Source organism: Kocuria sp. CCUG 69068 (assembly GCF_020833785.1).
Classification (GTDB): domain Bacteria; phylum Actinomycetota; class Actinomycetes; order Actinomycetales; family Micrococcaceae; genus Kocuria; species Kocuria rosea.
The window spans coordinates 1-26,252 of the sequence record NZ_PDDL01000051.1; the positions used below are offsets into that span (position 1 = coordinate 1).

25 protein-coding genes and 1 pseudogene are annotated in these 26,252 nt (G+C 72.9%); 16 read left to right on the forward strand and 10 right to left on the reverse strand.

The features are described from left to right. A pseudogene (locus CRM73_RS10970) lies at positions 1 to 244 on the reverse strand (hypothetical protein); the annotation flags it as partial. Between the two features lie 113 nt (positions 245 to 357). On the opposite strand from CRM73_RS10970, the gene CRM73_RS10975 reads away from it, so the two are divergent. Then, complete coding sequence (locus CRM73_RS10975; RefSeq protein ID WP_229587717.1) at positions 358 to 2,064, forward strand: long-chain-fatty-acid--CoA ligase; 1,707 nt, start codon at positions 358 to 360, stop codon at positions 2,062 to 2,064. A 10-nt stretch (positions 2,065 to 2,074) separates the two neighbouring features. Here CRM73_RS10975 and CRM73_RS10980 read toward each other — a convergent pair whose 3' ends face one another. Further along, the gene (locus CRM73_RS10980; protein WP_229587719.1) at positions 2,075 to 2,689 is read right to left on the reverse strand and encodes a flavin reductase family protein; all 615 of its coding nucleotides are present in this window, start codon (positions 2,687 to 2,689) and stop codon (positions 2,075 to 2,077) included. A 185-nt stretch (positions 2,690 to 2,874) separates the two neighbouring features. On the opposite strand from CRM73_RS10980, the gene CRM73_RS10985 reads away from it, so the two are divergent. The 3 genes from CRM73_RS10985 (at position 2,875) to catC (ending at position 5,267) form a co-directional block, all read left to right on the forward strand. Beyond that, positions 2,875 to 3,810: a LysR substrate-binding domain-containing protein gene (locus CRM73_RS10985; protein WP_229587721.1), complete on the forward strand. Its 936-nt coding sequence runs from the start codon at positions 2,875 to 2,877 to the stop codon at positions 3,808 to 3,810. Beyond that, the gene (locus tag CRM73_RS10990) at positions 3,807 to 4,910 is read left to right on the forward strand and encodes a mandelate racemase/muconate lactonizing enzyme family protein (RefSeq protein WP_017832660.1); all 1,104 of its coding nucleotides are present in this window, start codon (positions 3,807 to 3,809) and stop codon (positions 4,908 to 4,910) included. Before CRM73_RS10985 ends, CRM73_RS10990 begins: the two co-directional genes overlap by 4 nt. A 78-nt stretch (positions 4,911 to 4,988) precedes the next feature. Further along, positions 4,989 to 5,267 (forward strand): muconolactone Delta-isomerase, encoded by a 279-nt coding sequence (gene catC, locus CRM73_RS10995; RefSeq protein ID WP_017832659.1) that lies wholly within the window; start codon positions 4,989 to 4,991, stop codon positions 5,265 to 5,267. Between the two features lie 89 nt (positions 5,268 to 5,356). On the opposite strand, the gene CRM73_RS11000 is transcribed toward catC, so the two are convergent. The 5 genes from CRM73_RS11000 to benA all read right to left on the reverse strand — a co-directional run bounded on the left by CRM73_RS11000 (position 5,357) and on the right by benA (position 12,738). After that, positions 5,357 to 8,188 carry an AAA family ATPase gene (locus CRM73_RS11000; RefSeq protein ID WP_229587723.1) on the reverse strand — a complete coding sequence of 944 codons (2,832 nt, stop codon included), beginning with the start codon at positions 8,186 to 8,188 and terminating at the stop codon, positions 5,357 to 5,359. Positions 8,189 to 8,250: 62 nt separating this feature from the next. Beyond that, positions 8,251 to 9,078 carry a 1,6-dihydroxycyclohexa-2,4-diene-1-carboxylate dehydrogenase gene (locus CRM73_RS11005; protein WP_017832657.1) on the reverse strand — a complete coding sequence of 276 codons (828 nt, stop codon included), beginning with the start codon at positions 9,076 to 9,078 and terminating at the stop codon, positions 8,251 to 8,253. Continuing rightward, positions 9,078 to 10,652 carry a benzoate 1,2-dioxygenase electron transfer component BenC gene (gene benC, locus CRM73_RS11010; RefSeq protein WP_229587725.1) on the reverse strand — a complete coding sequence of 525 codons (1,575 nt, stop codon included), beginning with the start codon at positions 10,650 to 10,652 and terminating at the stop codon, positions 9,078 to 9,080. Before benC ends, CRM73_RS11005 begins: the two co-directional genes overlap by 1 nt. Before the next feature lie 127 nt (positions 10,653 to 10,779). Beyond that, positions 10,780 to 11,316 carry a benzoate 1,2-dioxygenase small subunit gene (benB, locus tag CRM73_RS11015; protein ID WP_017832655.1) on the reverse strand — a complete coding sequence of 179 codons (537 nt, stop codon included), beginning with the start codon at positions 11,314 to 11,316 and terminating at the stop codon, positions 10,780 to 10,782. Positions 11,317 to 11,355: 39 nt separating this feature from the next. After that, positions 11,356 to 12,738, reverse strand: coding sequence for a benzoate 1,2-dioxygenase large subunit (gene benA / locus CRM73_RS11020; protein WP_229587727.1), 1,383 nt, complete (start codon positions 12,736 to 12,738; stop codon positions 11,356 to 11,358). A gap of 380 nt (positions 12,739 to 13,118) precedes the next feature. On the opposite strand from benA, the gene catA reads away from it, so the two are divergent. Beyond that, on the forward strand, positions 13,119 to 14,003 hold the full coding sequence (gene catA, locus CRM73_RS11025) for a catechol 1,2-dioxygenase (protein WP_035928370.1): 885 nt from the start codon (positions 13,119 to 13,121) through the stop codon (positions 14,001 to 14,003). A 400-nt stretch (positions 14,004 to 14,403) separates the two neighbouring features. Here catA and CRM73_RS11030 read toward each other — a convergent pair whose 3' ends face one another. Then, positions 14,404 to 14,886 (reverse strand): MarR family winged helix-turn-helix transcriptional regulator, encoded by a 483-nt coding sequence (locus tag CRM73_RS11030; RefSeq protein WP_017832652.1) that lies wholly within the window; start codon positions 14,884 to 14,886, stop codon positions 14,404 to 14,406. A gap of 59 nt (positions 14,887 to 14,945) precedes the next feature. After that, positions 14,946 to 15,641 (reverse strand): hypothetical protein, encoded by a 696-nt coding sequence (locus tag CRM73_RS11035; protein ID WP_229587729.1) that lies wholly within the window; start codon positions 15,639 to 15,641, stop codon positions 14,946 to 14,948. A gap of 194 nt (positions 15,642 to 15,835) precedes the next feature. Between CRM73_RS11035 and CRM73_RS11040 the strand changes: the two genes are divergently transcribed. Continuing rightward, positions 15,836 to 16,912, forward strand: a complete 1,077-nt coding sequence (locus CRM73_RS11040) for a glutathione S-transferase family protein (RefSeq protein ID WP_017832650.1) — start codon at positions 15,836 to 15,838, stop codon at positions 16,910 to 16,912. 122 nt (positions 16,913 to 17,034) lie between these two features. Next, positions 17,035 to 17,880 (forward strand): CoA ester lyase, encoded by an 846-nt coding sequence (locus tag CRM73_RS11045; RefSeq protein WP_017832649.1) that lies wholly within the window; start codon positions 17,035 to 17,037, stop codon positions 17,878 to 17,880. Between the two features lie 18 nt (positions 17,881 to 17,898). On the opposite strand, the gene CRM73_RS11050 is transcribed toward CRM73_RS11045, so the two are convergent. Then, on the reverse strand, positions 17,899 to 18,615 hold the full coding sequence (locus CRM73_RS11050; RefSeq protein ID WP_229587731.1) for an HAD family phosphatase: 717 nt from the start codon (positions 18,613 to 18,615) through the stop codon (positions 17,899 to 17,901). A 147-nt stretch (positions 18,616 to 18,762) separates the two neighbouring features. Between CRM73_RS11050 and CRM73_RS11055 the strand changes: the two genes are divergently transcribed. The 9 genes from CRM73_RS11055 to CRM73_RS11095 form a co-directional block, all read left to right on the forward strand. Next, positions 18,763 to 19,755: an LLM class flavin-dependent oxidoreductase gene (locus CRM73_RS11055; RefSeq protein WP_095650355.1), complete on the forward strand. Its 993-nt coding sequence runs from the start codon at positions 18,763 to 18,765 to the stop codon at positions 19,753 to 19,755. Between the two features lie 109 nt (positions 19,756 to 19,864). After that, the gene (locus CRM73_RS11060) at positions 19,865 to 20,911 is read left to right on the forward strand and encodes an NAD(P)-dependent alcohol dehydrogenase (protein WP_229587733.1); all 1,047 of its coding nucleotides are present in this window, start codon (positions 19,865 to 19,867) and stop codon (positions 20,909 to 20,911) included. Between the two features lie 58 nt (positions 20,912 to 20,969). Further along, positions 20,970 to 23,180, forward strand: a complete 2,211-nt coding sequence (gene malQ, locus CRM73_RS11065; protein ID WP_229587735.1) for a 4-alpha-glucanotransferase — start codon at positions 20,970 to 20,972, stop codon at positions 23,178 to 23,180. Positions 23,181 to 23,238: 58 nt separating this feature from the next. Then, positions 23,239 to 24,108, forward strand: a complete 870-nt coding sequence (locus CRM73_RS11070) for an SGNH/GDSL hydrolase family protein (RefSeq protein ID WP_109268228.1) — start codon at positions 23,239 to 23,241, stop codon at positions 24,106 to 24,108. A gap of 325 nt (positions 24,109 to 24,433) precedes the next feature. Beyond that, on the forward strand, positions 24,434 to 24,670 hold the full coding sequence (gene rpmB / locus CRM73_RS11075; RefSeq protein ID WP_017832643.1) for a 50S ribosomal protein L28: 237 nt from the start codon (positions 24,434 to 24,436) through the stop codon (positions 24,668 to 24,670). 1 nt (position 24,671) lies between these two features. Further along, the gene (rpmG, locus tag CRM73_RS11080) at positions 24,672 to 24,839 is read left to right on the forward strand and encodes a 50S ribosomal protein L33 (protein WP_017832642.1); all 168 of its coding nucleotides are present in this window, start codon (positions 24,672 to 24,674) and stop codon (positions 24,837 to 24,839) included. A gap of 4 nt (positions 24,840 to 24,843) precedes the next feature. Continuing rightward, complete coding sequence (gene rpsN / locus CRM73_RS11085) at positions 24,844 to 25,149, forward strand: 30S ribosomal protein S14 (protein WP_017832641.1); 306 nt, start codon at positions 24,844 to 24,846, stop codon at positions 25,147 to 25,149. A gap of 73 nt (positions 25,150 to 25,222) precedes the next feature. Beyond that, positions 25,223 to 25,507 carry an HU family DNA-binding protein gene (locus CRM73_RS11090; RefSeq protein ID WP_031282576.1) on the forward strand — a complete coding sequence of 95 codons (285 nt, stop codon included), beginning with the start codon at positions 25,223 to 25,225 and terminating at the stop codon, positions 25,505 to 25,507. A 213-nt stretch (positions 25,508 to 25,720) separates the two neighbouring features. Beyond that, on the forward strand, positions 25,721 to 26,252 hold a 532-nt coding region (locus CRM73_RS11095; protein WP_229587737.1), incomplete at its 3' end, for a hypothetical protein.

Here is a 26,252-nt window from a genome sequence, read left to right on the forward strand (position 1 = left end):
TCACCGCCGGCAGCGGCCGGGTGTGCTGGTCGTCCTCGTCGTCGTACCAGGACCAGTCCTCGGTCCCGCCGCTCCCGGCGCCCCCCTCGGGGGCGTCGTGCGGCGAGCCGCCGCCGGCCGGGGCGGCGAACCGGCTGACCGGGGGCAGCGGCCGGGTGGCGTCCGGGGAGTCGTGCGGACCGGTGTCCGACCAGGGCGTCGGGTCGTCGGGGGAGGGCGAGCCGGGGGTCGAGGAGGGCGTCATGGCACCGGAGTCTACGGCCGGTTCCCGGACCGGGCCCGGTGAGCCGTCCCGTCCGGCACGGGGTGTCGCCGCGGCCGGGCGGCCGGGCGCCGCCGCCGAGTAGGGTCGGGACCATGCCTGTCGACACCGTCCGCGAGTTCCTGCGTGCCCGCCCCTGGACCGCCAGCTACGATCCGGGCGTCCCCGCGGACCTGGACCTGCCGGAGACGTCCCTGGTGCACATGCTCGAGCGCTCCGTCGCTCGCCACGGCGCGAGCACCGCGCTCGAGTTCTTCGGGGCCACGACCTCCTACGCCGCCCTGGGCCGGCAGGTCGACCGCGCGGCCGAGGGCCTGCGCCGGCTGGGCGTGGGCCGCGGGGACCGGATCGCGATCGTCCTGCCCAACTGCCCGCAGCACGTCGTGGCGTTCTACGCGGTGCTGCGCCTGGGCGCCGTCGTCGTCGAGCACAACCCGCTCTACACGGCCCCGGAGCTGCGCCACCAGTTCGAGGACCACGGGGCGCGCGTGGCGATCGTCTGGGACCGGGCGGCCGAGCGGGTGCGCTCCCTGCCCGCGGACCTGCGGGTCGACGCGGTCGTGTCCGTGGACATCACCGCCGCGATGCCGCGGCCGAAGCGGCTGGCCCTGCGCCTGCCGCTGCCGGGCGCACGCGCCTCCCGCACGCAGCTCACCGGCCCCGCCCCGGGCACGATCCCCTGGCGGGAGCTGCTGGCCTCCGCCCCGATCGCCGCGGAGCACCCGCGGCCCGCCGCGCACGACCTCGCGCTGCTGCAGTACACCTCCGGCACCACCGGGCTGCCCAAGGGGGCGATGCTCACGCACCGCAACCTCGAGTCCAACGCCCTCATGGGCCGGCACTGGCTCGGCTCCGGCGAGCGCGAGGTGGTGCACGGCGTGCTGCCGCTCTTCCACGCCTTCGGCCTGACCCTGGGCGTGACGTTCGCGATGTCCCTCGGCGCGCGGCTCGTGCTCTTCCCGACCGTGCGCGCGGACCTGATCCTCGGGGCGATGAAGCGCGCCCGCCCCACGGTGCTGCCCGCGGTGCCGCCGGTGTACCAGAAGCTCCTCGACGCCGCACCGGAGCAGGGCGTGGACCTGCGCGGCATCCCGGTGGCCGTCTCCGGGGCCATGAGCCTGCCGGTCCCGCTCGTGGAGCAGTGGGAGCGGGCCACCGGGGGGATCCTGATCGAGGGCTACGGACTGACCGAGTGCTCCCCGCTGGTGGCCTGCAACCCGCTCAACGACTCCCGCCGGGCGGGCTCCATCGGGATCCCGTTCCCGTCCACCGACATCCGGCTCGTCGACCCGGACACCCTCGAGGACGTCCCCCCGGAACACCCCGGGGAGCTCTGGGTGCGGGGCCCGCAGGTCTTCCAGGGGTACTGGAAGCGCCCCGACGAGACCGCCCGGACGCTCACGGACGACGGGTGGCTGCGCACCGGCGACATCGTCACCGTCGACGAGGACGGGTTCCTGCAGGTGGTCGACCGGCTCAAGGAGGTCGTGATCACCGGAGGGTTCAACGTGGCCCCCAGCGAGGTCGAGGACACGCTGCGCCGGCACCGCGCCGTGGCGGACGCCGCGGTGGTGGGGCTCGCCGACCCCAGCGGCAGCGAGGTGGTCGTCGCCGCCGTGACCCTCGTGCCGGGCGCCGAGCTCGACGAGGCGGCCCTGCGCGAGCACTGCTGGGCGGGCCTGGCCCGCTACAAGGTCCCCCGGCGGATCGTGGCCGTGGAAGAGCTCCCGCGCACGATGCTCGGCAAGATCCAGCGCCGGGAGGTCCGCGAGCAGCTGCGGCGCACGGGCGTGCGGCTCTGAGCCCGGGGGCTCAGGGCAGGTCCGCCTCCGGGGCGACGTCCCGGTAGGGGACCCTTCGGATCGACCGGATCCGGCCCAGCTCGCCCCACTCGTCGCGCCCGAGCCGCGCGATCGGGCGCAGCGTCCGCACAACCGGGCCCCGCTCGTCCATGTCCTCCTCGTCCACGACCACGTGCGTGACCTCGCCGAGGACCAGGAAGCAGTTGCCCACGGGGATGGGGTCCGTGTGCAGCCGGCACTCGATGGCGGCGGGGGACTCGGCCACGCGGGGGACGGCCACGGTGAGCGAGGGCTCACGGGTCAGGCTCACGGCGTCGAATTCGCTGATCTCGGGAGGGTAGTCGGTGCTGGTCGCGTTGATCCGCTCGAACAGCCCCTCGGGCGCGAAGCTGACCACGAACTCCCCGGTCTGCCGGATGTTGCGGAGGCTGTCCTTCTCGCCGACCGAGACGAACTGGACGATCGTGGGGTTCTCCGAGGCGACCGTGAAGAACGAGTGCGGGGCCAGGTTGTCGACGCCTGCGGCCGAGCGGGAGCTGACCCACGCAATGGGGCGGGGGACCACGAGGGACTTGACCGCCCGGGCGAAGGAGCCGTGCCGGTCGGCGGTGATGTCGGTGCGCATGGCCCCATTGCACCACCTCGACGGGCCGCGGGCACAGGGCGCGGCCCGCAACGCACGGCGGCAGCAGAGTCGATTAGGGGTCACGGATGTCCTAATGGAGCATTTTGGGTGTACTCTGTGGATCAATACGACGGGTGGCGGTCGACGACGACCCCTCCGACCGAGCGGAAGGGCCAGGTGCCACGATGGAGATCCGGCAGCTCAACTACTTCATCGCCGTGGCCGAGGAGCGCCACTTCGGCCGCGCCGCCAAGCGCCTGCACATGGCCCAGCCGCCGCTGTCCCAGCAGATCCGCCAGCTCGAGGAGCAGCTCGGCGTGCGGCTGCTGGACCGGACCACCCGGCGGGTGGACCTCACCGCCGCCGGCCAGGTGCTCCTGGACCGGGGGCGGCGGATCATCAACGAGATCGAGGCCCTCAAGGCCGACGTCTACCAGGTGGGGCAGGGGGCCACGGGTGTGCTGCGGGTCGGCTTCTCCGGCTCGGCCACCTACGGGGTGATGCCGCAGGTCGTGCGGCGGGCGAAGGAGACGATGCCCGGGCTGTCCCTGGCGCTGCACGGCGAGATGCTGACCCCCGCCATGGAGGAGGGGCTGCGGGAGCACACCCTCGACGCCGCCCTCCTGCGCCCGCCCGTGGCCTCTGCGGACGTCGAGTACCGGGTGGTCGCCCGCGAGCCGCTCGTGGTGGCGCTGCCCTCCTTCAGCGCCCTCGCCGTGGACCTGCCCGTGGCCGTGCACGAGCTGCAGGACCAGGAGTTCATCACCTACCCGCCCGACTCCGTGCTCTACCGCACCGCCGCGGACCTCTGCCGCCAGGCCGGCTTCCAGCCCCGGATCGCCCAGGTGGCGGGGGAGACGTCCACGCTGATGTCCTTCGTGGCCGCCGGCGGCGGGGTGGCCGTGGTGCCCGCCGGGGTGCGCGCCTTCCAGCTCGAGGGCGTCGTCTACCGCGACATCGAGCACTCGCCGCAGATCGAGCTCGCCGTCGCGTGGCGGCGCGAGGACCGCTCCGCGCTCCTGCACAACTTCATCGACCTCGTCGTCGACGTCCAGGCCGCCCCCGGGTCCCCCGGCGGCACGCCCGTCCCGCCCGCCCAGGAAAGGCCCGCCCGCCCATGAAGATCGCGACCGTCGAGGCGATCCCCTACTCGATCCCCTACGTCCACCCGCTGCACTTCGCCTCGGGCGCCGTCCACGAGGCGGACCACGTGCTGGTGCGGATCACCACCGACGACGGGATCGTGGGCACCGCCGACACCCCGCCGCGGCCCTACACCTACGGCGAGACCCAGAAGTCGATCGTGGCCGTCGTCGAGGACCTCTTCGCCCCGCAGCTGGTGGGCCTGGACGTCCTCGACCGCGAGAAGGTCCAGGCCGTGCTGGCCCGCACCGTCCACAACCAGACCGCCAAGGGCGCCGTGGACATCGCCCTGTGGGACGTCATCGGCCAGTTCCTCGGGCAGCCGGTGACCAGGCTGCTGGGCGGGTTCACCGACTCCATGCGGGTCTCCCACATGCTGGGCTTCAAGCCGGCCCAGGAGCTGCTGGACCTCGCCCTTCAGTTCCGCGAGACCTACGGCATCACCACGTTCAAGCTCAAGACCGGCCGGCACCCGATCGGCCTCGACGTCGAGGCCGCGGCCGTGCTGCGCGAGGGCCTGGGCGAGGACGCCGAGCTCTACATGGACGCCAACCGCGGCTGGTCCGCCAACGAGGCCATGGAGGTGCTGCGCCGCACGGCCGACCTGGGCCTGCAGTTCCTCGAGGAGCCCGACGACGCCCGCGAGGTGCTCGGCCGCCGCCGCCTGGTGGAGCGCTCGACGATCCCCATCGCCGCCGACGAGTCCGCCCCGAACCTGGGGGAGGCCGCCAAGGAGATCCTCACCGGCGGCGCGAACCTGCTGGCGGTGAAGACCGCCCGCTCCGGCTTCACCGAGGCCGCGAAGATCGTGGGCATGGCCGAGGGCATGGGGGTGGACGTCTACGTGGGCAACCAGATCGACACCCAGGTCGGCACGATCGCCTCCGTGGTCTTCGGCGCGGCCCTGGCCCACACCTCGAAGCGGGCCGGGGAGCTGTCCAACTTCCTGGACATGTCCGACGACCTCCTCGCCGAGCCCGTGGTCATCGCCGACGGCCGGATCCGCGTGCCGGACGTGCCCGGGGTGGGCACCGCCGTGGACGAGGACAAGCTCACCCGCTACCGCACCGACCGGTAGACCCGGCCCGGTAGACCCGGCCCGGGAACCCAGCACGAGATCTCAGCCCGAGAACCCATCCCGACGGAAGGACGCACCGTGAAGTACCTGGTCCACATGGACATCGACCTCCCCACCGACATGCCCGCCGAGGAGGCCGCGGAGATCAAGGCCACCGAGAAGGCCTACTCGCAGGAGCTGCAGCGCTCCGGGAAGTGGCCCGAGATCTGGCGCGTGGTGGGCGAGTACGCCAACTACTCGGTCTTCGACGTCGACTCCCACGACGAGCTGCACGACATCCTGCAGAACCTGCCGCTGTTCCCCTACATGGACATCACCGTGGTGCCCCTGGCCAAGCACCCCTCCGACGTGAAGTAGCACCGGCCCGCCCCGCGAGGTGGCGGACGACGGCGACCCGGCCACCGGCCGTCGCCGTCGTCCGCCACCTCGCGGTCGTCCCGGGACGGTCAGTCGGGGGTGCGGTAGCGGGCGGCGAGCTCGCTGCGGGAGCGGATCCCCAGCTTCCCGTAGATGCGCGTCAGGTGGTACTGGACGGTCTTCTCCGCGAGGAACAGGGCCCGCGCGGTCTCCTTGTTGGTGGCCCCGCCCGAGACCAGCTCCGCCACCGCCTGCTCCTGGGCGGTGAGCTGCACGGCGGTGCGGCCCACGGCCGCGAGCACCGGGTCGGAGGGGTCCGGCAGGTTCCCGACGTCGAGACCGGTCGCCTTCAGCTCGCGGTCGCAGCGCTCCACGTACGTGGCGGCGCCCAGCGAGTCGTAGAGGTCCCGCGCGGTCCGCAGCACGGTGGACGCCAGGCGCCGCTTGCCCGCACGGCGCATGCTCTGCCCGAAGGCGAAGCTGATCCGGGCGCGCAGGTACGGGCGGTTGAGCCCGCGCAGGTGGCCCAGGGCCGCCTCGAAGTGCTCCCGCGCCGTGTCCGGGTCCCCCTGCGCGGCGAGGATCCGGCCCCGGGCCCAGGAGATGCGGGCGTCGTCGGAGGGGATCCGCCGCTCGCGGCGCACGCGCTCGAACGCGGTGAGGAACGCGTCCGCGTCCTCGAGCCGGTCGGTCATCACGAGGGCGTTGACGTAGGTGTCCTGCCACGGCCAGAAGGAGACCCGCTCGTCGGTCCACGGGTCGAGGTCCGTCAGCGGCTGCAGCACCCCCAGCGCGCTCTCGTAGTCCGCGCGGGCCTCGTGGAAGCGGGCCCGCGCGAGACTGGCCGGGACCTGCATGGCCCGGTAGGTGCCCGGCTGCACGGCGGCCTGGGAGACGTAGTGGCGGGCCCGGTCCCAGTCCCCGCGCATCGACCACAGCTCCGCGGCGGTCCAGTACAGGAGCGGGCGGATGAGCGGCATCTGCGAGGTCTCGAGGCGCACCGAGGCGCGGGAGACGGTGGCCGCCGCGGCGTCCCAGTCGCCCAGGACCAGCTGGGTGCGGGCCAGCCAGGCCTCCGCCCACAGGGAGATCCGCAGGGACCCGCCCCGGTACTCGGTGGGGGCGGCCGCCTGGAAGTTGACGAGCGCCGTCTCGACGTCGTCGGCGCGCAGCGCGAGCCACCCGGCGCCCATCTGGACGCGCTGCTTCTGGGCGTTCTCCGCCGCGTGCTCGAAGGCGCGCTCGTAGGAGGCCTCGGCCTCCCGCAGCCGCCCCTGGGCGAAGAGGCCCAGGCCGTAGATCGCCTCGGACTCGATGTGGGCGGGGGTGCCGGGGGCGGTGAGGGACATCGCGGTCTCCGCCCACCGGGTGATGACGGGTCCGTCCCAGGAGGCCACGCCGTGCAGCACGAAGCGCTGGGCGATCTGCGCGGCGGCCGCGGGGTCCCGCTGCCGGTTGCTCGTGCGCCAGGCCATCTCGAGCTGGGTCTGCGCGCTGCGGTTCTGCCCGGACACCGTGGAGAGGTAGCCGAGCACCGACGAGCGCAGCGGGGAGGACGGCATGGCGTCCACGGCGGCCGCCCACATGCCGGCCTGGGCGATGTTGCCCGAGCCGACCAGGGCGTCCACGGCCCGGAGCAGACGGTCGTTGCGGGCGCGCGTGTCCGCGGAGAGCCGGGACGCCGAGAACAGCGCCGTGGCGACGTCCTGCCAGGCGCCCACCATCGCCTGCCGCGCGGCGAAGGCCTCGAGCTCCACGGCCAGCGGCTCGTCGGGCCCCGGGGTGGCCGAGACGCGGTGGCCGAGCCGCTCGCCCTCCTCCTGCACCACGGTCGCGGACCGCCGGTGCAGCGCGATCCGCCGGCTCGGCACGATCAGCCCGTAGACGGCCTCCGCGGCGCCCGGCTCGAAGAACTGCACGACCGAGCGGGCCTGGTCCACGGAGAGGTCCAGCAGCCCGGCGCGGTGGCCCTCGTCGAGGGCGTCCATCAGGGCGTCCACCCCGCTGACGTGGGCCACCTCGGACAGGCCCGCGCTGCGCCCCAGCACGGAGACGGCCTCGGCCGTGCGGATCAGGCCGGGCGAGGCCCCGGTGAGGACGCTGTGCACGCGGGCGCGCACCCGGGAGCTCGCCGGCAGGTCCGCGAACCAGGAGTGCCAGGTGTCCTCGGGCAGCTCGCGCAGCAGCTCGAGCACCTGCTGGGGGAGCCCGCCGGTGTGCCGGACGAGCCGGTGCGCGGCGGTCGCGCCGAGGTCGAGGCCGAAGAACTGCCGGGCCGCGGCCCGGACCTCCTCCGCCCCGAGGGGCTCGAGGGGGAGGCGCTGGACCTGGTGGCCGGTGAGGAAGTCGAGCACCCCGGCCGGGACGTGCCACGCCTGCGCCGGGTCGAGGGTCAGCACGAACATGACGCGCTTGCCGTGCAGCCGGCGCATCACGAACACCAGGATCCGCAGGGTCTGCTCGTCCAGCCGGTGGGCGTCGTCGACGGTGACCACCACGCTGCCGCGGGTCTGCAGGCTCTCGAGGTGGGTGCTCAGGGTGGCGGCGTAGTTCACGGCCTGCGCGGGGCTCAGCTCCGCGACCGGGGCCGAGGGCGGCGCGGGCTCGCCGTCGAAGCCCCGGGAGGAGCGCAGGGGCGTGGCGAGCATGAGCTGGCTGTACCCGGCCAGGGCGAGCTGGGACTCCCACTCGTCGCCGGTGGCGCTGAGCACGCGGACGCCGCGCGCGGCGGAGCGGCAGTGGTCGAGGAACAGCTCGAGCAGGGCCGTCTTGCCCGAGCCCAGCGGACCCTCGAGCACCACGGTGCGGACGTGGCCCTTGCGCACGGTCCGCAGGACCTCGAGGAGCTCCTCGAGCGCGGCCGCCCGCCCGACCAGCGGGAGCTCCTCGCCGGGTTCTCCGTGCTGCAGGCCCGCCGTCATGGCCGCGAGTCTACCCGTGGAGGGGGCGCGGCCACGGCGGCGGGCGTCCGCCCGGAGGCGGCTCAGCCGAGGTCCCCGCCGGCGACCGGCAGGACGCTGCCGGTGACGTAGGAGGCCTCGTCGGAGGCGAGGAACACGATGGGCGCGGCCTGCTCGTCGAGCGTGCCGTAGCGCTTCACGAACGAGGAGTCCACGGTCTGGTCGACGATCACCTGGTACCAGGCCCGCTCCTGGGCGCTCTCGGCCTCGGGGCCGCGCTTGACCCTGCGGGGCGGGGCCTCCGTGCCGCCGGGGGCGGTGGCGACCACGCGGATCCCGCGGCCGGCGACCTCCATGGCCAGGGACTGGGTCAGCGCGTTCACCCCGCCCTTCGCCGCGGCGTAGGGCACCCGGTGCATGCCGCGGGTGGCCACCGAGGAGACGTTGACGATCGTGCCCGAGCCCTGCTCGAGCATGGCCGGGAGCACCGCGCGGCAGGACCACAGGGTGGGGAAGAGCGAGCGGCGGATCTCCTTCTCGATCTTCTCCTCGTCGTACTCCTCGTAGGGGCGGGCCCAGATGGTGCCGCCCACGTTGTTGACGAGCACGTCCACCCGGCCGTGGGCCGCGAGCGCGGCCTCGACGGCCTGCTGGGCCCCGGCCCAGGTCTCGAGGTCGGCGGTCACGGACGTGGCGGCACCGCCCGAGCCCGAGGCCTCGGCGGCGCGGACGATGCCCTGCGCCACGTCGTGCACCAGCTCGGCGCGGTCCACGAGGACGACGGCGCCGCCCTCGGCGCCGATCCGCTCGGCCACCTTCTGCCCGATGCCCTGCGCGGCGCCGGTCACGACCGCCACCCTGCCGGCGAAGCGGCCCGGGGTGAGGAACTGTCCCGCGTACGGTGCGCCCATCAGCGGCCGGCCTCCTTGGCGTCGATCGCCGTGGACATGGTCTGCTTGGCGTCGCGGGCGTGGGCCATGATGACCTCGCGGGCGCGCTCCTTGTCGTTGCGCTCGAAGGCCTCGACGACGTCCAGGTGGTCCTGGGCGACCCGGGCGAAGATCTCCGTGCCCCGCTCGAAGGTCGCGGCCATCTGCTCGCGCACGTCGAGCCGGCGGTAGGACTCCAGCAGCGTGGGGTTGTCGCAGACCATGAAGAGGTACTCGTGGTACTCCTCGTTGGTCCGCACGTACTCCTCGGGGTCCTGCACGGTGCCCGCGCCCACGGAGCGCGTGGTGGCCTCGGCGAGGCGCCGGAACTGCTCCAGCTGCTCCTCGGTCAGCCGGCCCATCACGAGCTCGGTGACGGCGAGCTCGAGGCCCATGCGGGCGTCGAGGTGGGCGAAGCTGTCCTCCTTGCGGAACTCCAGCCGGCCGGTCTCCAGCGAGGAGAGCGCCTCGGAGCGGGTCATGGTGTCCCCCTCGGCGGCGATCGTCTCGGGGGAGGGCGGCGCACCGGTCTCGGCGTCGCCGCCGGTGGTCTCCTTCGGCGCGAAGCGCTCGAAGTAGAAGTTGGCGGGCTCGATCCCCTCGCGGTCCAGCCACGCGGAGACGGCGTTGACCATGGGGGGCGGGCCGCACAGGTAGATGTCGACGTCGCCGTCGTTGAGGTGGGCCGGCTCGATGATCTGGGTGACGTAGCCGGTGTGGGGGGCGGAGGTGCCCTCCTCCGAGGCGATGTGGTCCCAGGTGAAGTCCGGCAGCTTCGCCTCGTAGGCGCGGAGCCGGTCCAGGCCCACGATGTCGGCCTCGCGGGTCACGCCGTAGATGAGGTGCACGGGGGTGCTGGGCGGGTTCTCGGCGAGCTTCTCGAGGATCGACAGGAGCGGGGCCAGGCCGGTGCCCCCGGCGAGCAGCAGCAGGGGGCGCTTGGGCTCGCGCAGGAAGAACGAGCCGTAGGGGCCGCTGAACTCGACGGTGTCGCCGACCTGGGCGCGGTCGCGCAGGTACTCGGACATCGCGCCCTGCGGGGTGATGCGGACCATGAAGGCCGCGCCCTCCACCTCGGGGCCGCTGCTGAAGGAGTAGGAGCGCTCGGCGTCGGTGCCGGGCACCTTGATGTTGACGTACTGGCCGGGCAGGAACGCGAGGTCCTCCCGCTTCTCGACGTCGAGGGTGAAGGAGATCGTCGTCTCGGAGTGCTTGTCCAGCTCCTGGAGCGTGGAGGTGTACGTGGCCGCGGAGGTCTTCGCGGACTCGGCGGTCGCCGGGATCTGGATGGCCATGTCGGACTCGGGGACGGCCTGGCAGGTCAGCAGGTAGCCCTTCTCGAGCTCATCCTCGGTCATGGCGTCGTCGATGAAGTCCCCGGGGTCGAAGGAGCCGGAGTCGCAGAAGGCCTTGCAGGTGCCGCAGGCGCCGTCCCGGCAGTCCGCGGGAATGTTGATGCGCGCCTTGTAGGCGGCGTCGAGGACGGTCTCGTAGTCGCCGACCTTGACGACCTTCGTGACGCCGTCCTCGAAGCTGAGGGCTACCTGGTGGCCCATGATTTCCTCCTGGGTGGGGGGGGCCGCGTCGTCGCGGCCCGTGGGAAGTGCGGGGGGTGCTCGGTGAGCACGGAGTGCGGACGGTCCGTCGTGGCCGGCCCCGGCGCGGGACCGGCCACGGCCGGCGTCAGATCATGTAGACGTCCACGACGTGGTGGATGTAGTCGTTCTTCAGGACGACCTTCTTCTTCAGGATCAGCGGCTCGTCGCCCGAGAGGTCGATCGTGTAGAAGCTGGTGCCGAAGTACGTGTCCGTCGTGTTGTAGCGGAAGTACAGCGTGAACCAGTTGAAGCGGACCTGCACCCGGTCGCCGTCGTGCTCGAGGACCTCCACGTCGGTGATGTTGTGCCCGGTGCGGGGGTCCGGCAGGGACGTGGCGGAGGAGCGGTCCGTCTTGATGCGGAACACGCGGTCCTCGATGCCGCCGCGGTTGTCGTAGTAGATCAGGGAGATCTCGTTCTGGGGGTCCTCGGTCAGCCGGTCGTCGTCGTCCCAGGACGGCATCCAGAACTCGGAGTCCGGGTGGTAGCACTCGAGCCACTCGTCGAACTGCCGGTCGTCCAGCAGGCGTGCCTCCTTGTAGAGGAACGCGCGCACGGTCTCGAGGGTCGCGATCTCCTCGGCGGTCTTCAGCGCCGCCAGGGGGTTCAGCAGGTTGGTCATGGTGTTCTGCACTCTTTCTGTGGTTCGGGGGAGTCCGGGTCAGGCGGTCACGGGGGCGGACTGCGCGGCGGCGCGCTCCTCCGCGGCCAGACCCTTGTCCATGACGTCCTTCCAGAAGCCGTGCTGGACGGGGTACAGGCCCTCGTCCTCGGTGCGCACACCGGAGGCGATGACCCGGGTCATGCCGAGGGCCTGGGCCTGCTCGTCCGGGCCCTGGATCTCGTGCGCGGCGCCGCGGGACATGTCGTTCCACGGGGCGGAGGTGGCCCAGTAGGTCTTGTTGCAGGAGCGGAACTCCTCGAGGTCGTCCGGGGTCGCCATGCCCGTCGCGTTGAAGAAGTCCTCGTACTGGCGGATGCGCTTGGAGCGGTTCTCCTGGGACTCGCCCTTGGGAGCGATGCAGTAGATGGTGACCTCGGTCTGGTCCGCGGAGATCGGCCGGAAGTGGCGGATCTGCGAGGAGAACTGGTCCATGATGTACACGTTCGGGTACAGGCACAGGTTGCGCGAGATGTTGATCATGAAGTTCGCCATCTCCTCGCCGTACTTGTCGACGAGCTCCTCGCGGCGGTCCCACAGCGGGCGGTCCTGCGGGTTCGTCCACTCCTGCCACAGCAGCAGGTGGCCGTGCTCGTAGGAGTAGAACCCGCCCTTGACCTTGCCCCACTTGCCGGCGTCCATGGCCTTGGTCTTGTTGGCGGAGTCGCCGGCGGTGCGGCGGGCGGTGGTCGCGGCGTAGTTCCAGTGCACCGAGGTCACGTGGTAGCCGTCGGCGCCGTTCTCCGCCTGGACCTTCCAGTTGCCGTCGTAGGTGTAGGTCGAGGCACCGCGCAGCACCTCGAGGCCCGCGGGGGACTGGTCCACGATCGAGTCGATCACCGTGGTGGCGTCGCCCAGGTGCTCCTCGAGGGGCAGCACGTCCGGGTTGAGGGAGCCGAACAGGAAGCCGCGGTAGGACTCGAAGCGGGCGACCTTCGTCAGGTCGTGCGAGCCCTCCTTGTTGAAGTTCTCCGGGTAGCCGCCGTTGCGGCCGTCCTTGACCTTGAGCAGCTCGCCGGAGTTCTTGAACGTCCACCCGTGGAAGGGGCAGGTGAAGGTGGTGCGGTTGTCCGTCTTGCGCCGGCAGAGCATCGCACCGCGGTGGGAGCACGCGTTGACGATGCAGTTCAGCTTCTCCTCCTTGTCACGGGTGATGACCACCGGGGTGCGGCCGATGTAGGTGGTGAAGTAGTCGCCCACGTTGGGGATCTGCGACTCGTGGGCCAGGTACACCCAGTTGCCCTCGAAGATGTACTTCATCTCCAGCTCGAAGATCTCCTGGTCGGTGAAGATCTCCCGCTTGGCCCGGATGAGCCCGTTCTCGCGGTCGTCCACCACGGCGTCGGAGAGGACCTCGCGGACGTGGGTCAGGTTCTCGGTCATGACGTGCTCCTTCTGGTCGGGCTACCTGGTCGGGCCGCCTGCTCGGGATGTCTGGGCGGGACGTCTGCTCGGGACGTGCGGGCCGAAGTCTGCGACCGGCTCCTGCCGGACGGTACGGAGCCAGTCTGGCGCGCCGTGACTCCGCTCACATCAGGCAAACCCCTAGGAGTAACCCAGGGGGTGTTTATGCCGTATTGGGTGCAGAAAAGACGCCCAATTGATATTTGTCGCGTCCTGATCGCGCCCCTAGGCTGGTGGAGACGTCGACGTGTCCGGTGTCACAGCCGGAGGGCCCGAGCCGGCGGCCGCGAGCCGCGTCGGGAGCGGCGGGCACGAGGGGCGTCCCTGATCACCGTTCAACGAGGAATGTGGAGCACACCATGACGGAGACCCACGCGGCAACGCGCAAGGAGAACGAGGGCACCGCGGTCGAGGCCGGGTCCAAGGCGACCGAGCGGTTCACCGCCTCGGGCAAGCTGGCGAAGCTGGACGTGCCGAAGGAGCGGGTGTCCCTGCTGGCCGGTGCGGCGATCAAGGCGATCAACGACATCGCGGTCGAGCACCAGGTCACCTACGAGGAGTACAACGCGCTGAAGGCGTGGCTGATCAAGGTCGGCACCGACGGGGAGTGGCCGCTGTTCCTGGACGTGTGGCTGGAGCACACCATCGAGGACGTCAACTCCCAGGAGCGCCCCGGCGCCGTCGGCACCATCGAGGGCCCCTACTACGTGCCGGACTCCCCGGTGCTGCCCACTCCCGCGACCCTGCAGATGCGCGAGGACGAGCCCGGCACCCCGCTGCTGTTCAAGGGCCGGTTCACCGACACCGACGGCAACCCGCTGCAGGGCGCCCAGGTGGAGATCTGGCACGCCGACGCCAACGGCTTCTACTCCCAGTACGCCCCGGAGCTGCCCGAGTGGCTCTTCCGCGGCACGGTGAAGGCCGACGAGAACGGGTACTTCGAGATCAACACCAAGCGCCCGGCCCCGTACCAGATCCCCACCGACGGGGCCTGCGGGCAGCTCATCGGTGCGGCCGGCTGGCACGCCTGGCGCCCGGCGCACATCCACATCAAGGTCTCGGCCCCGGGCCACCAGCTGGTCACCCAGCAGCTGTACTTCCCCGGCGACCCGCACAACGCGGACGACATCGCCTCGGCGGTCAAGCCCGAGCTGATGCTGGACCCGAAGCCGCGCACCGACGGCGGCGCGGGCGAAGAGGTCGTCTACGACTACGTCCTCGCCAAGGAGGGCCAGACCAAGTAGGACGCCGGCCGCGGGCGCGCCGCCCGCGGCGCACAGGAGCACCCCCACAGGCCTCGGCCCGCGGGGGTGCTCCTGTGTCCCGGCCGGGCCGTCCGGCCACGGCGCCGAGCGCTCCCGAAGTCGCCTCCCGGGCCGCCGCGGCCGTCGAGGACACAAAACGCACAGGTGGCTTGCTCATGCAGATCACTGGGTCTAAGGTAAATCTGTCGTCGGCGATGGCCCGGAGGTGATCCCCCCATCTGCCTCCGGATGGTTCCTGCCGGCGACTGGTGTCCCATTCCCCCGATCGGGATGCCTGACAGGCCCTGCCGATCCCCCCATGCGGCAGGGCCTGTCCCCTGCCCGGGGCGGTTCCGGGCCGCGGACGGCCTCGGCCGGTGGGCGGCTCAGGCGCCCGGCGTCAGCACAGCCCTAGCTCCTCGAGCCGGGGGAGCACCTTGCCGGAGACGGAGAGCAGCGCGTCCATCTCCTCCCGGGTCAGGTGGTCGATCAGCGCCGCCCGCACGAGCTCCAGGTGGCCGGGGGCGGAGGCCTCGATGGCACGCCGCCCCTCCGGGGTGATCCGCACGTCGAGGCCGCGGGCGTCGCTGTCGCACGGCAGCCGTTCGAGCAGCCCGCGCCGGGCCATGCGGGAGAGCAGGTGGGAGAGGCGGCTGCGCTCCCAGCCGAGCTCGTGGAGCAGGTCGCGGGAGCGGATCACGCCGGTGCTGCTCTCGGACAGCTGGACGAGGACCTCGTACTCCGAGCCGGACAGCGCGCTGTCCCGGGACAGCTGGCGGTCCACCGCGGTCTGCATGCCGCGGCTCAGGGCCAGGAAGCCGCGCCAGACGCGCTGCTCCTCGTCGGACAGCCAGTTGACCTCGTCGGTCTCCGGGTGGCTCATGCGGCGGTCCTCTCGTGGCGCGGGAAAACCCCCACTATAAATTGACGTGTCAACAAATGTCAACCGCCGACAGGGTCCTCCGGCGGGTCCGGGCGGTCGCCGGCGTCGCGGCCGTACCGTGCCGGGCGGCGGTGGATCCACTCCGAGTCGTAGAGGTCGCCGGGCCCGCGCGCGGGCCGCCGGAGCCGCTCGGCGTAGCCGGTGGGGCGCAGCGGAGAGTCGTCGTCGTCGACCGGGGTGAACGAGGCCATGGCGACGAGTCCGAAGCCCAGGCCGGCCGCGACGACCAGCGTCATCCCCGAGACGACCAGGACGCTGACGTACTCGTCGGCCAGGTGCGCACCCGTGGTGCCCGCCAGCAGCGGCTGGACAGCGAACACCCCGGCGAGGGGCAGGAGGCCCAGCAGCAGCAGGGCGGCGGGGACGAGCCACAGCTTCGAGCGGCTCCGCAGCGGGGGCACCGAGGCGTCCCGGAGGGCCGGGTGCAGCTGGGCCTGGACGACGACGAAGCCCGCGAGCCCGGGCAGCCCGAGCAGCGCTCCGACCGCCCACCCCCACGCGTGGCCCAGGGCGGCGAGTCCGCCGCCGAGCAGGAGGCCCAGCAGGACGAGGGTGAAGGAGAGCCCGCGCGCCATCCGCCGGGCGGCCCGGGGCGAGGTCGCAGGCCCGCGGGCCGCCCGGGGCGCGGTCCGGGGCGGGACGTGCTGCGGGGGAAGGCGCTGGCCGTACTCGGGCTCGTTGCCGTGGGTGCTCATGGGCGGGCTGTTTCCGTGGTGTGAGGGTGCCGGACGCCTCCACTGTAGACCTCGCCTCCGACGGGAGCTCCCGCTGGCGCCCTCTCTGTGATTGACATATCATCAAAACCGAGGGGCGGGAGGTGCGGCCGTCCCGCCGCCGACCGTCGTCCCGGCCGGTGGCGCCCCGTCCCGCCGCACCGCGAGGAGCCACCATGTCACAGCGCAGCACCCAGCGGTCCGAGCACAGCACCGCCGGCGCCTACGTGCATCCCGGCGAGGAGTTCACCCGGGACACCGCCTACATCGAGGACCGTATCGTCCGCGACCCGGCGCGCGCCGACGTGCCCGAGGGGGCGCGGGCCTGGCCCGTCGAGGCCGGCCGCTACCGGCTCGTCGCCGCGCGGGCCTGCCCCTGGGCCAACCGCACCCTCATCGTGCGACGGCTCCTGGGGCTCGAGGACGCCCTCTCCGTGGGGCTGCCCGGTCCCGTCCACGACGTCCGGTCGTGGACCTTCGACCTCGACGCGGACGGCAGGGACCCGGTGCTGGGCATCGAGCGGCTCCAGGAGGCGTACTTCGCCCGCTACCCCGACTACCCGCGGGGCATCACCGTGCCGGCGGTCGTGGAGATCGCGAGCGGCCAGGTGGTGACCAACGACTTCCCGCAGATCACGGAGGACCTCGCCAAGGAGTGGGGCGCCTTCCACCGCGAGGGCGCCCCCGACCTCTGGCCGGCCGATCTCGAGGACGAGATGCGCGAGGTCATGCAGCGGGTCTACACCGAGGTCAACAACGGGGTCTACCGGTGCGGCTTCGCCGGCTCCCAGCGCGCCCACGAGAAGGCCTACGAGCGGCTGTGGGTCGCCATGGACTGGCTCGAGGACCGCCTCTCGACCCGCCGCTACCTCATGGGGGAGCACATCACCGAGGCGGACGTGCGGCTGTTCACCACCCTGGTGCGCTTCGACCCGGTCTACCACTCGCACTTCAAGTGCTCGCGCAACAAGCTCACCGAGATGCCCCACCTGTGGGGCTACGCCCGGGACCTCTTCCAGACGCCGGGCTTCGGCGACACCGTGGACTTCGAGCAGATCAAGCAGCACTACTTCGTGGTCCACGAGGACATCAACCCGAACCAGATCGTGCCCGTGGGCCCGGACCTGGCCAACTGGGTGTCCGCGCACGGCCGGGAGGCCCTCGGCGGCTCGCCCTTCGGGGCGGGGACCGCGCCGGGCCCTGTCCGGCCGGAGGAGCGGGTTGACGGACGTCACACGCCCCTGACCGTCTGAGCGTTCCGCCGGATCGGCGCGCGGCCTAGACTGGACAGCTCCTACGGCCCGGGCCCGTTCACGGGGACGGGTGCCCAGGGGTCTCCCGTCCCCGCTGACCTCCTCCCGGAAAGGACCCTCACGTGGCCCCCTACCGCAACCAGCGCGCCGCCGCGCTGCCCGCCCGCCTGTCCCGCTCCTGGCTGCTCACCTCGGCCGCCGACCCGTCCGTCTTCCCCGCGGCCCTCGCCTCCGAGGCGGACTCCGTGGTCTTCGACATCGAGGACGCCATTCCCGCCGAGGGCAAGGACCAGGCCCGGCAGAACGTCGTCGAGGCCTTCGAGGCCGGGGCGAGCGCGTGGGTGCGGATCAACGACATCACCACGCCGTACTGGGAGCAGGACCTCGCCGCGCTCAGCCGGGTCGGCCACCTGCGCGGGATCATGCTGGCCAAGACGGAGCACCCCGACCACATCACCAAGACGGCCATGATGGCCCCGGCCGGCACCCCCGTGGTGGCGCTCATCGAGTCGGCGGTGGGGATCATGAACGCCAACGACATCGCCCGCGCCCCGGGCGTGTTCCGGCTCGCCTTCGGGGTCGGCGACTTCCGCCGGGACACCGGCGTCAGCGCGGACCCCCTGGCGCTCGCGTTCGCGCGCTCGAGCCTCGTGGTGGCCTCCCGGGTGGGGGAGCTGCCCGGTCCCATCGACGGGCCGACCCTGGGCGCCTCCGAGGAGGGCCTCGCCGAGGCGTGCGCCGTGACACAGTCCATGGGCATGACGGGCAAGCTGTGCCTGGACCCGCAGCAGACCGACGGGATCAACCGCCACCTCGCTCCGAGCGAGCAGGAGATCACCTGGGCCCGCGAGCTCATCACGCAGCACGACTCCGGGCACGTGGTGGGCGACGGCAGCTATCTGCCCCGCCTGGCCCGGGCCCGCAAGGTCTCCGAGCTGGCGCAGACCTACGGTCTCTGGAACCGCTGAGCGCTCCGGGCGCCCGGCTCAGCCCAGCCAGCGGGTCATGAGCTCCCGGAACGCGGGGTCCGTCAGCGTCGCGGCCCGGTGGTGGGCGGGCACGGGGTCCCCGTCCGGGACGGACGGCACGGCCACGACCACCAGTCCCGCCGCCACGGCCGAGGTCGCGCCCACCACGGAGTCCTCCACGGCCAGGGCCTCACCCGGGGCGAAGCCCAGCCGCCGCACCGCCTCGGTGTAGATGTCCGGGGCCGGCTTGCCGCGCGGCACGTCCTCGGAGGAGACCCAGGTGCTGAGGTGGGGGGCGAAGCCGGCCTCCTCCAGCTTCACGCCGAGGATCGTGCTCGTGGAGTTGCTGGCCACGGCCACGGGCAGCCGCTCGGCGAACGCGCGCACCGTCTCGAGCGCGCCCGGCAGGGGCACGATGTGCCCGGTCAGCGTCTCCTCCTCGGTGCGCAGCACGTCTGCGTGGACCGCGGCGCGGTCGGCCCGGGCGGCTTCGGCGATCGCCGTGGCGACGTCCGCCGCGGACCAGCCCATCATCCGGCGCTCCATCGCCTCGGTGAACTCGAGCCCGTAGCGCTCCGAGACGGCGCGCTGGACCCGGGCCCAGTTCGCCTCCGTGTCCATGAGGATGCCGTCGCAGTCGAAGACCACGCACGCCGGGGCCCACCCGGGGGCGGGCGCCGGCAGCTCGGGGGAGGACGTGGGCGGCGACGGCGTGGGGGCGGGGAAGGACGTCATGCTCCCATGGTGCCCCACCGGGCGCCGTCCGGGGCGGGGGTGTGAGCAGGACAACGCCCGGGAGGACGCCCGGAATAAGCACCCCGGCCGGGGGTGTTGCCGCCACCGAACCCCTTCGTGCCATCCCCGACGGAAGAAGCCCCGCCCTTGCCCGCCACGCCCCGCGTCCCGCTGTCCGCCCTCGACCTCGTGCCCCTCTCGGAGGGCCGCTCCACCGCGGACGCCCTCCGCGAGGCGCTGGACCTCGCCCGCCGGCTCGACGCCTCCGGCTACCGGCGCCTGTGGTACGCCGAGCACCACAACACGGAGGCGTTCGCGTCCTCCGCCACGGCGGTGCTCGTCGGGCAGGCGCTCGCCGCCACGGAGCGCCTCAGCGTGGGCTCCGGCGGGATCATGCTGCCCAACCACGTGCCGCTGACCGTGGCCGAGGCCTTCGGCACGCTCGCCAACCTCTACCCCGGCCGCGTGGAGCTGGGCCTGGGCCGGGCGCCCGGCACCGACATGCGCACCGCCCTGGAGCTGCGGCGGGGCCACGCCGGCCACGACACCTTCGAGGCCGACGTGCGCCGTCTGGTGCGGCTGTTCGGCGGGCAGGAGCAGGAGGTCGTCCGGGCGCCCGTGGCCCGGGACACTGACGTTCCCCTGTGGATCCTCGGCTCGTCGACGGGCGGCGCGGAGGTCGCAGCCCGGCTCGGCCTGCCCTACGCGTTCGCCTCCCACTTCGCCCCGGCCAGGATCATGGACGCCATCGCCCTGTACCGGCAGCGCTTCGACGCGCAGGCCCCGACCGCCACGGTCGAGCGCCCGCACGTGATGGTCGCGGCGAACATCCTCGCCGCCGACACCGACGAGGAGGCGCGGCGCCAGTTCAGCACCCACCAGCTGCTGGTGCGCGGGATCGCCCGCAACGACCGCCGGCCGCTCCAGCCGCCCGTCGAGCGCGTGGAGCTCACCGCGGCGGAGGCGGGCATGGTGCAGGAGCACCTCGCCGTCTCGGCGGTCGGCACGCCCGAGCGGGTGGTCGCCGATCTCGAGCAGATCGTCGAGCTCACCCGGGCCGACGAGCTGATGCTCAACAGCTACGCCCACGACCCCGAGGTGCGCGCCCGGTCCTACGAGCTCGTCGCCCACGCCTGGTGAGCGCACCGTCCCGGCGCCGGCCGTCCCGCCGGCCGCACGCCCCCGGACCCCACGACCACCGCCCGGCGACCCCCGCCGGGCGTCATCCGCACCACGACAGGAGCACCCCATGACCACCGTCCCCGCCCTCGAGGCCGTCTCCGCCGACTCGGGCTTCCGCCGTACCACGATCGAGCGTCGCCCGGTCGGCCCGGGCGACGTCGAGATCGACATCCACTTCGCCGGCATCTGCCACTCCGACATCCACGTCGCGCGCGACGAGTGGGGCGGCACGCACTACCCCGTCACCCCGGGGCACGAGATCGTCGGCCGCGTCCGCGCGGTCGGGGAGTCCGTGACCGGCTTCGCCCCCGGCGACACGGTGGGCGTCGGCTGCTTCGTCGACTCCTGCGGTCGCTGCGAGTACTGCACCGGCGGCCAGGAGCAGTTCTGCACGGAGGGCGTGACCGCCACCTACAACACGCCCCAGGCCGACGGCACCCCCACCCGGGGCGGCTACAGCGGCGGGATCATGGTCGACGAGCGGTTCGTCCTGCGCGTCCCCGAGGCGCTCGACCCCGCCCGGGCCGCCCCGCTGCTGTGCGCCGGGATCACCACGTACGCCCCGTTCAGGCGCTGGGGCGCCGGACCGGGCCGGCGGGTGGCCGTCCTGGGCATGGGCGGGCTCGGCCACGTCGCCGTGAAGATCGCCGCCGCCATGGGCGCCGAGGTCACCGTCCTGAGCCAGAGCCTGTCCAAGCAGGAGGACGGCCTGGCCTTCGGCGCGACCGACTACTGGGCCACGAAGGACCCCGAGACCTTCGAGCGCAACAAGGGCCGCTTCGACCTGATCCTCAACACCGTCTCCGCGGACCTGCCCGTCGAGCAGTACCTGTCCCTGCTGCGGGTCGACGGCGTGCTGTGCTCCGTGGGGCTGCCCACCGAGCCGTACAGCGTCCGCCCGGGCGCCCTGATCGGCCCCCAGCGCGTGCTCACCGGGTCGATGGTCGGCGGGATCCCGCAGACGCAGGAGATGCTGGACTTCTGCGCCGAGCACGGCGTGGAGGCCGAGATCGAGCTGATCGGCGCCGACGACGTCGACGCCGCCTACGACCGGGTGGTCGCCTCGGACGTGCGGTACCGCTTCGTCGTCGACGTCGCCCGCACCCTGGCGTAGCCGCCCGGATCATCAGCAGCCTGCGGCTCCGGCCGCGCCGGTGGTTAGAGTGGGGTCCATGGCCCACACCACCACCACCGACGGCGCGCTGCGCCGGCTCGCCGAGGCCTACCGGGTCTCCACGACCTACTCCGGGTTCGACGGACAGGAGCGGGAGGTCCCGGAGCCGACGCTGCGCGCCGTGCTCGACGCGCTGGGCGCGGACGCCGGGGACGACGCCGCGATCGAGGCGTGCCTCGCCCAGCGGGAGCTGGCGCCCTGGCGGCGGGTCCTGCCGCCCGTGGTCGTCGCCGTCGCGGGGGAGCGCACCCGCTTCGCCGTGCACGTCCCGCACGGCTCCACCGTCCGCGTGACCCTCGTGGCGGAGGGCGGCGCCCGGACCACCGCCCCCCAGGTCGACAACTGGCGCTCCCCGCGGGACGTGGACGGCGTCCTCACCGGCCAGGCCACCTTCGAGGTGCCCGAGGGCCTCGCCGTGGGCTGGTACGAGGTCCGCGCCGAGTGCCCCGAGGTCGACGGCGGACGCGCGGTCACGACGCCGCTGGCCGTGACCCCGCGGCACCTCGCCAGCACCGACCGGCTGCACGGCCGGCACCGCTGGGGCTACATGGCGCAGATCTACTCGGTGACCTCCGGGCGCTCGTGGGGCGTGGGCGACGCCTCGGACCTCGCGAGCCTCGCCGCGATCTCGGGCGAGCAGGGGGCGGACTACCTGCTGGTCAACCCGCTGCACGCCGCCGAGCCCGCACCGCCGGTGGAGCCCTCGCCGTACCTGCCGACCAGCCGCCGCTTCTTCAACCCCCTCTACCTGCGCATCGCCGAGGTCCCCGAGTACGCCTACCTGCGCCCGGGCGACCTCGAGGTGGTCAACACGCTGGCCGCCATCCAGCGCAAGGACAACCTCGACACCAGCACCATCGACCGGGACAGGGCGTACGCGGCCAAGCTGAAGAGCCTCGAGCTGCTGTTCACCGTCCGCCGCTCCCCGCACCGCCAGCAGCAGCTGCGCCGGTTCGTGGCCGAGGGCGGGCAGGGCCTGCAGGACTTCGGCCTGTGGTGCGCGCTGCGGGAGGAGCTCGGCGAGGACGCCCCCGAGTGGGACGACGCCGCGGCGCGCCCCGACGCCCCGTACGCGGTGGAGGCGCGGACCCGGCTGTCCGACCGGATCGACTTCCACGTGTGGATGCAGTGGCTGCTGGACGAGCAGCTCGAGGCCGCCCAGCGCGCGGCGCACCTGGCCGGGATGGACATCGGCGTGATCCACGACCTCGCCGTGGGCGTGCACAAGCAGGGCGCCGACGCGTGGACGCTCCAGGACGTGCTGGCCCTGGGCGTCAGCGTGGGCGCGCCCGCGGACATGTACAACCAGAAGGGCCAGAACTGGTCCCAGCCCACGTGGCACCCGGAGCGCCTGGCCGAGGCCGGCTACCTGCCCTGGCGGGACATGCTGCGCACGATCTTCCGGCACGCCGGCGGCATCCGGGTGGACCACGTCCTCGGCCTGTTCCGGCTGTGGTGGATCCCGGACGGCCAGGAGGCCTCGGAGGGCGCCTACGTCTACTACGACCACGAGGCGATGGTCGGCATCCTCGCGCTCGAGGCGGAGCTCGCCGGGGCGGTGGTGGTCGGGGAGGACCTGGGCACCCTCGAGCCGTGGGTGCGGGAGTACCTCGCGGAGCGCGGCGTGCTGGGCACCTCGATCCTGTGGTTCGAGGTGGACGGCGACGAGCCGCTCCCCCCGGCGCAGTACCGGGAGCTGAGCATGGCCTCGGTCAGCACCCACGACTTCCCGCCCACGGCGGGATTCCTGGAGGGCGTGCAGGTGGACGTGCGCCAGGAGCTGGGCCTGCTGGCCCGGCCCGTGGAGGAGGAGCGGGCCGAGGCCCGCCGGCAGCTCGACACGTTCTTCGCGGCCGTCGCCGCGGACGGGCTGCTCCCCGACGGGGACGCCACGGACGAGCAGGGCCTGGTCGAGGCGCTGCACCGCTACCTCGCCCAGTCCCCGGCGCTGCTGTTCAACGTCTCCCTCGTGGACGCCGTCGGCGAGCGCCGGATGCAGAACCAGCCGGGCACGGGGGACGAGTACCCGAACTGGCGCGTGCCCCTGGCCGACTCCGCGGGCAACCCGGTGCTGATCGAGCAGCTGCCGGACAACGCGCGGGCGAACTCCCTGGTGCGCGCCGTCAACGAGGCGCTCGGCAACCGCTCCCGCCTCCGGTCCGTGGGGGAGCCGGGGCAGCCCGAGCACACCGACCGCACGGCGCCCTGACCACGCCCCCGCGGCCCCACCCGCAGCACCCCCCTGCCCCGAACGGAGGAAGCACCGCATGACGGAGCCGACGACGCCCCGCCCGGCCACCGTGCCGCTCGCACCGCCCATCCGCTACGTGGCCCTCGGCGACTCCATGACCGAGGGCGTGGGCGACCCCGACCCCGCCCGCCCCAACGGGGTGCGCGGCTGGGCCGACCTCGTGGCCGAGCAGCTGACCGCGGCCCACCCGGACACCCGCTACGCGAACCTCGCGGTCCGGGGGCGGCTGCTCCGCGGGATCGTCGAGGAGCAGCTCGAGGCGTGCCTGGCCCTGGAGCCGACCCTGGTGAGCCTCTACGCCGGGGGCAACGACCTGCTGCGCCCCCGCGCGGACGTGGACGCCCTCATGGGGGTCTACGAGCAGGCGGTCGCCCGGCTGCGGGGCTCCGGCGCCCAGGTGGTGCTGTTCACGGCCTTCGACCCCGGCCGGGACGCCCCCACGTCCTGGACCCGCCCCCGGCAGGCGCTCTACAACGAGCACGTCCGGGAGATCGCCGACCGGCACGGGTGCCTGGTCCTCGACTACTGGCGGATGCGCACCCTGCAGGACTGGCGCTACTGGGCGGTGGACCGGCTGCACATGTCGACCGCGGGGCACACCCGCGTGGCCGCCCGGGTGCTCGAGCTGCTGGGCGTGGAGCACGCCCTGGAGCTGCCGCCCACCGACCGGCTGCCGGTCACGGCGAGCCCGGGGGTGCTGAAGGAGGACCTCCTCTGGGCCCGCGAGTACCTGCTGCCCTGGGTCGGGCGGCGGCTGCGCGGGACCTCCTCCGGGGACGCGGTCGCCGCCCGCCACCCCGGGTACACGACGCTGCTCCCGCGCCCGGTGCTCCCCGCCGGTCCCGCGGCCCCCGCGGAGCCGTCGGCCCCCGCCCGGTGCGGCTGAGCAGGGAGTCCCCCGGTTTGCGGGGGTCCGGGGAGCCGGTAGACTGACCCGAAGCTGGTCACACCTGACGTCAGGTTGCGGGGAAGTCCGTCCGGGCCTAGACTTCAAGGCTGTCGTGTGGTGGAGTCCACCTTCCGGCACCTTGATCTTCACCGTCTTCATCGTGGCGAGGCCTTCGCCGGTTCCGGCCGCGGGCCTTACGAGAGGGCCCGGTTGGCGAACGGTGGCAATTCTGAAGGTGGCGGGACGCTCGTTGCCGCAGCTGAGTGATCAACTGCGGCACCCACTGCGTGCCGTCATTTCGTCAACATTGGAGGAGAACACTATGGCAGCGCACTGCCAGGTGACCGGAGCTCAGCCGGGCTTTGGGCACAGCATTTCGCACTCGCACCGCCGTACCAAGCGCCGGTTCGACCCGAACATCCAGAAGAAGCGGTACTGGGTGCCGTCGCTGCGCCGCAGCGTGACGCTCAACGTCAGCGCCAAGGGCATCAAGGTCATCGACGCCCGTGGCATCGATTCCGTCGTGACCGACATTCTCGCACGTGGGGAGAAGATCTAGCATGGCCAAGGACAAGGACGTTCGTCCCATCATCAAGCTGAAGTCCACCGCCGGCACCGGTTTCACCTACGTGACCCGCAAGAACCGCCGCAACGACCCGGACCGCATGGTGCTCAAGAAGTACGACCCGGTCGTCCGCAAGCACGTCGATTTCCGCGAGGAGCGCTGAATCCATGGCCAAGAAGTCCAAGATCGCCAAGAACGAGCAGCGCAAGGTCGTCGTCGAGCGCTACGCCGCGAAGCGTGCCGAGCTCAAGAAGACCCTCGTCGACGAGAACGCCACCGACGAGGCCCGCGAGGAGGCCCGCCTGGGCCTGCAGAAGCTGCCCCGGGACGCCTCCCCGGTCCGGCTGCGCAACCGGGACCAGATCGACGGCCGCCCCCGCGGCACCCTCCAGAAGTTCGGCATCTCCCGCGTCCGGTTCCGCGACATGGCTCACCGCGGCGAACTGCCCGGCATCACCAAGTCCAGCTGGTAATTTCTGACGCAGGAGCGCGATCGGTCCCCCGTGCCGCGCTTCCCCACGACCCCAAGTCCAGGAGGACATGAACATGGCTAAGAACCGCAGTGAACTCGTCGCAGAGGTCGCCGAGAAGGCCGGCACCACCAACGCCGCCGTGAACGGCGTCCTGGACGCGATGTTCCAGGTCTTCGAGGAGTCCGTCTCCGCCGGTGAGAAGATCACCATCCCGGGCTGGCTGGCCGTCGAGCGCACCGACCGTGCCGCCCGCACCGGTCGCAACCCGCAGACCGGCGAGACCATCGAGATCCCGGCCGGCCACGGCGTCAAGCTGACCGCTGGTTCCAAGCTCAAGGCGGCCGTGTCCAAGAAGTAAGGACACCCGCGGGTCCGTTCCGGACCCCGTCCCATGGCTTCGTCCGAAGGGGCGGCCCCGCACCGGGGCCGCCCCTTCGGCGTGCCCGGGCCCCGCGCCGCGGACACGACCGGCAGCGCGGCCCCCGGCACCGCAATTGGTCCGGCGCCGGGTGCGGCGCGCATAATGGGACCACCGGGCCGAGCGGCCGGCGATCCAGACGGGAGGTGCGGCGTGAGCCCACGTGCACGGCGCCTCGCCCGCGGCTGGGCCGGAGCGGCCATCGCCACCTCCGCCGCCGCTCTCTCCCACGCGGCCGCCGGCGGGCAGGCCCCGCCCGTCGTGCTCGTGCTCCTCTCGCTAGCCTTGTCCGGGCCGCTGTGCATGGCCCTGGCCGGCCGGGTGCTCTCGCGGTCGTCCCTGCTGCTGGGCGTGCTGCTCAGCCAGTCCGTGCTGCACGCCCTGTTCGCGGCCTCCGGCGGTGCCGGCACGGTCGCCCACGCCGCCCACCCCTCCCTGGACCACGCCGCGCAGCACGGCGCCACGGGGGGTGCGCCCGGCCCCGCCCTGGTGCTGGAGGTCCAGTCCCACGCCGAGCACGGCGGAACCGCCATGCTCGTCGCCCACGCGCTCGCCGCACTGGCCTCCTACGTGCTCATGCGCCACGGCGAGGTCGCGGCCGTGGTCCTCCTGGAGGCGCTGCGGCTGCGCGTGCGCCGCCGGCGGCAGGTGCTGCCGGCCCCCGTGGTCGTCGGCCGCCCGCGCG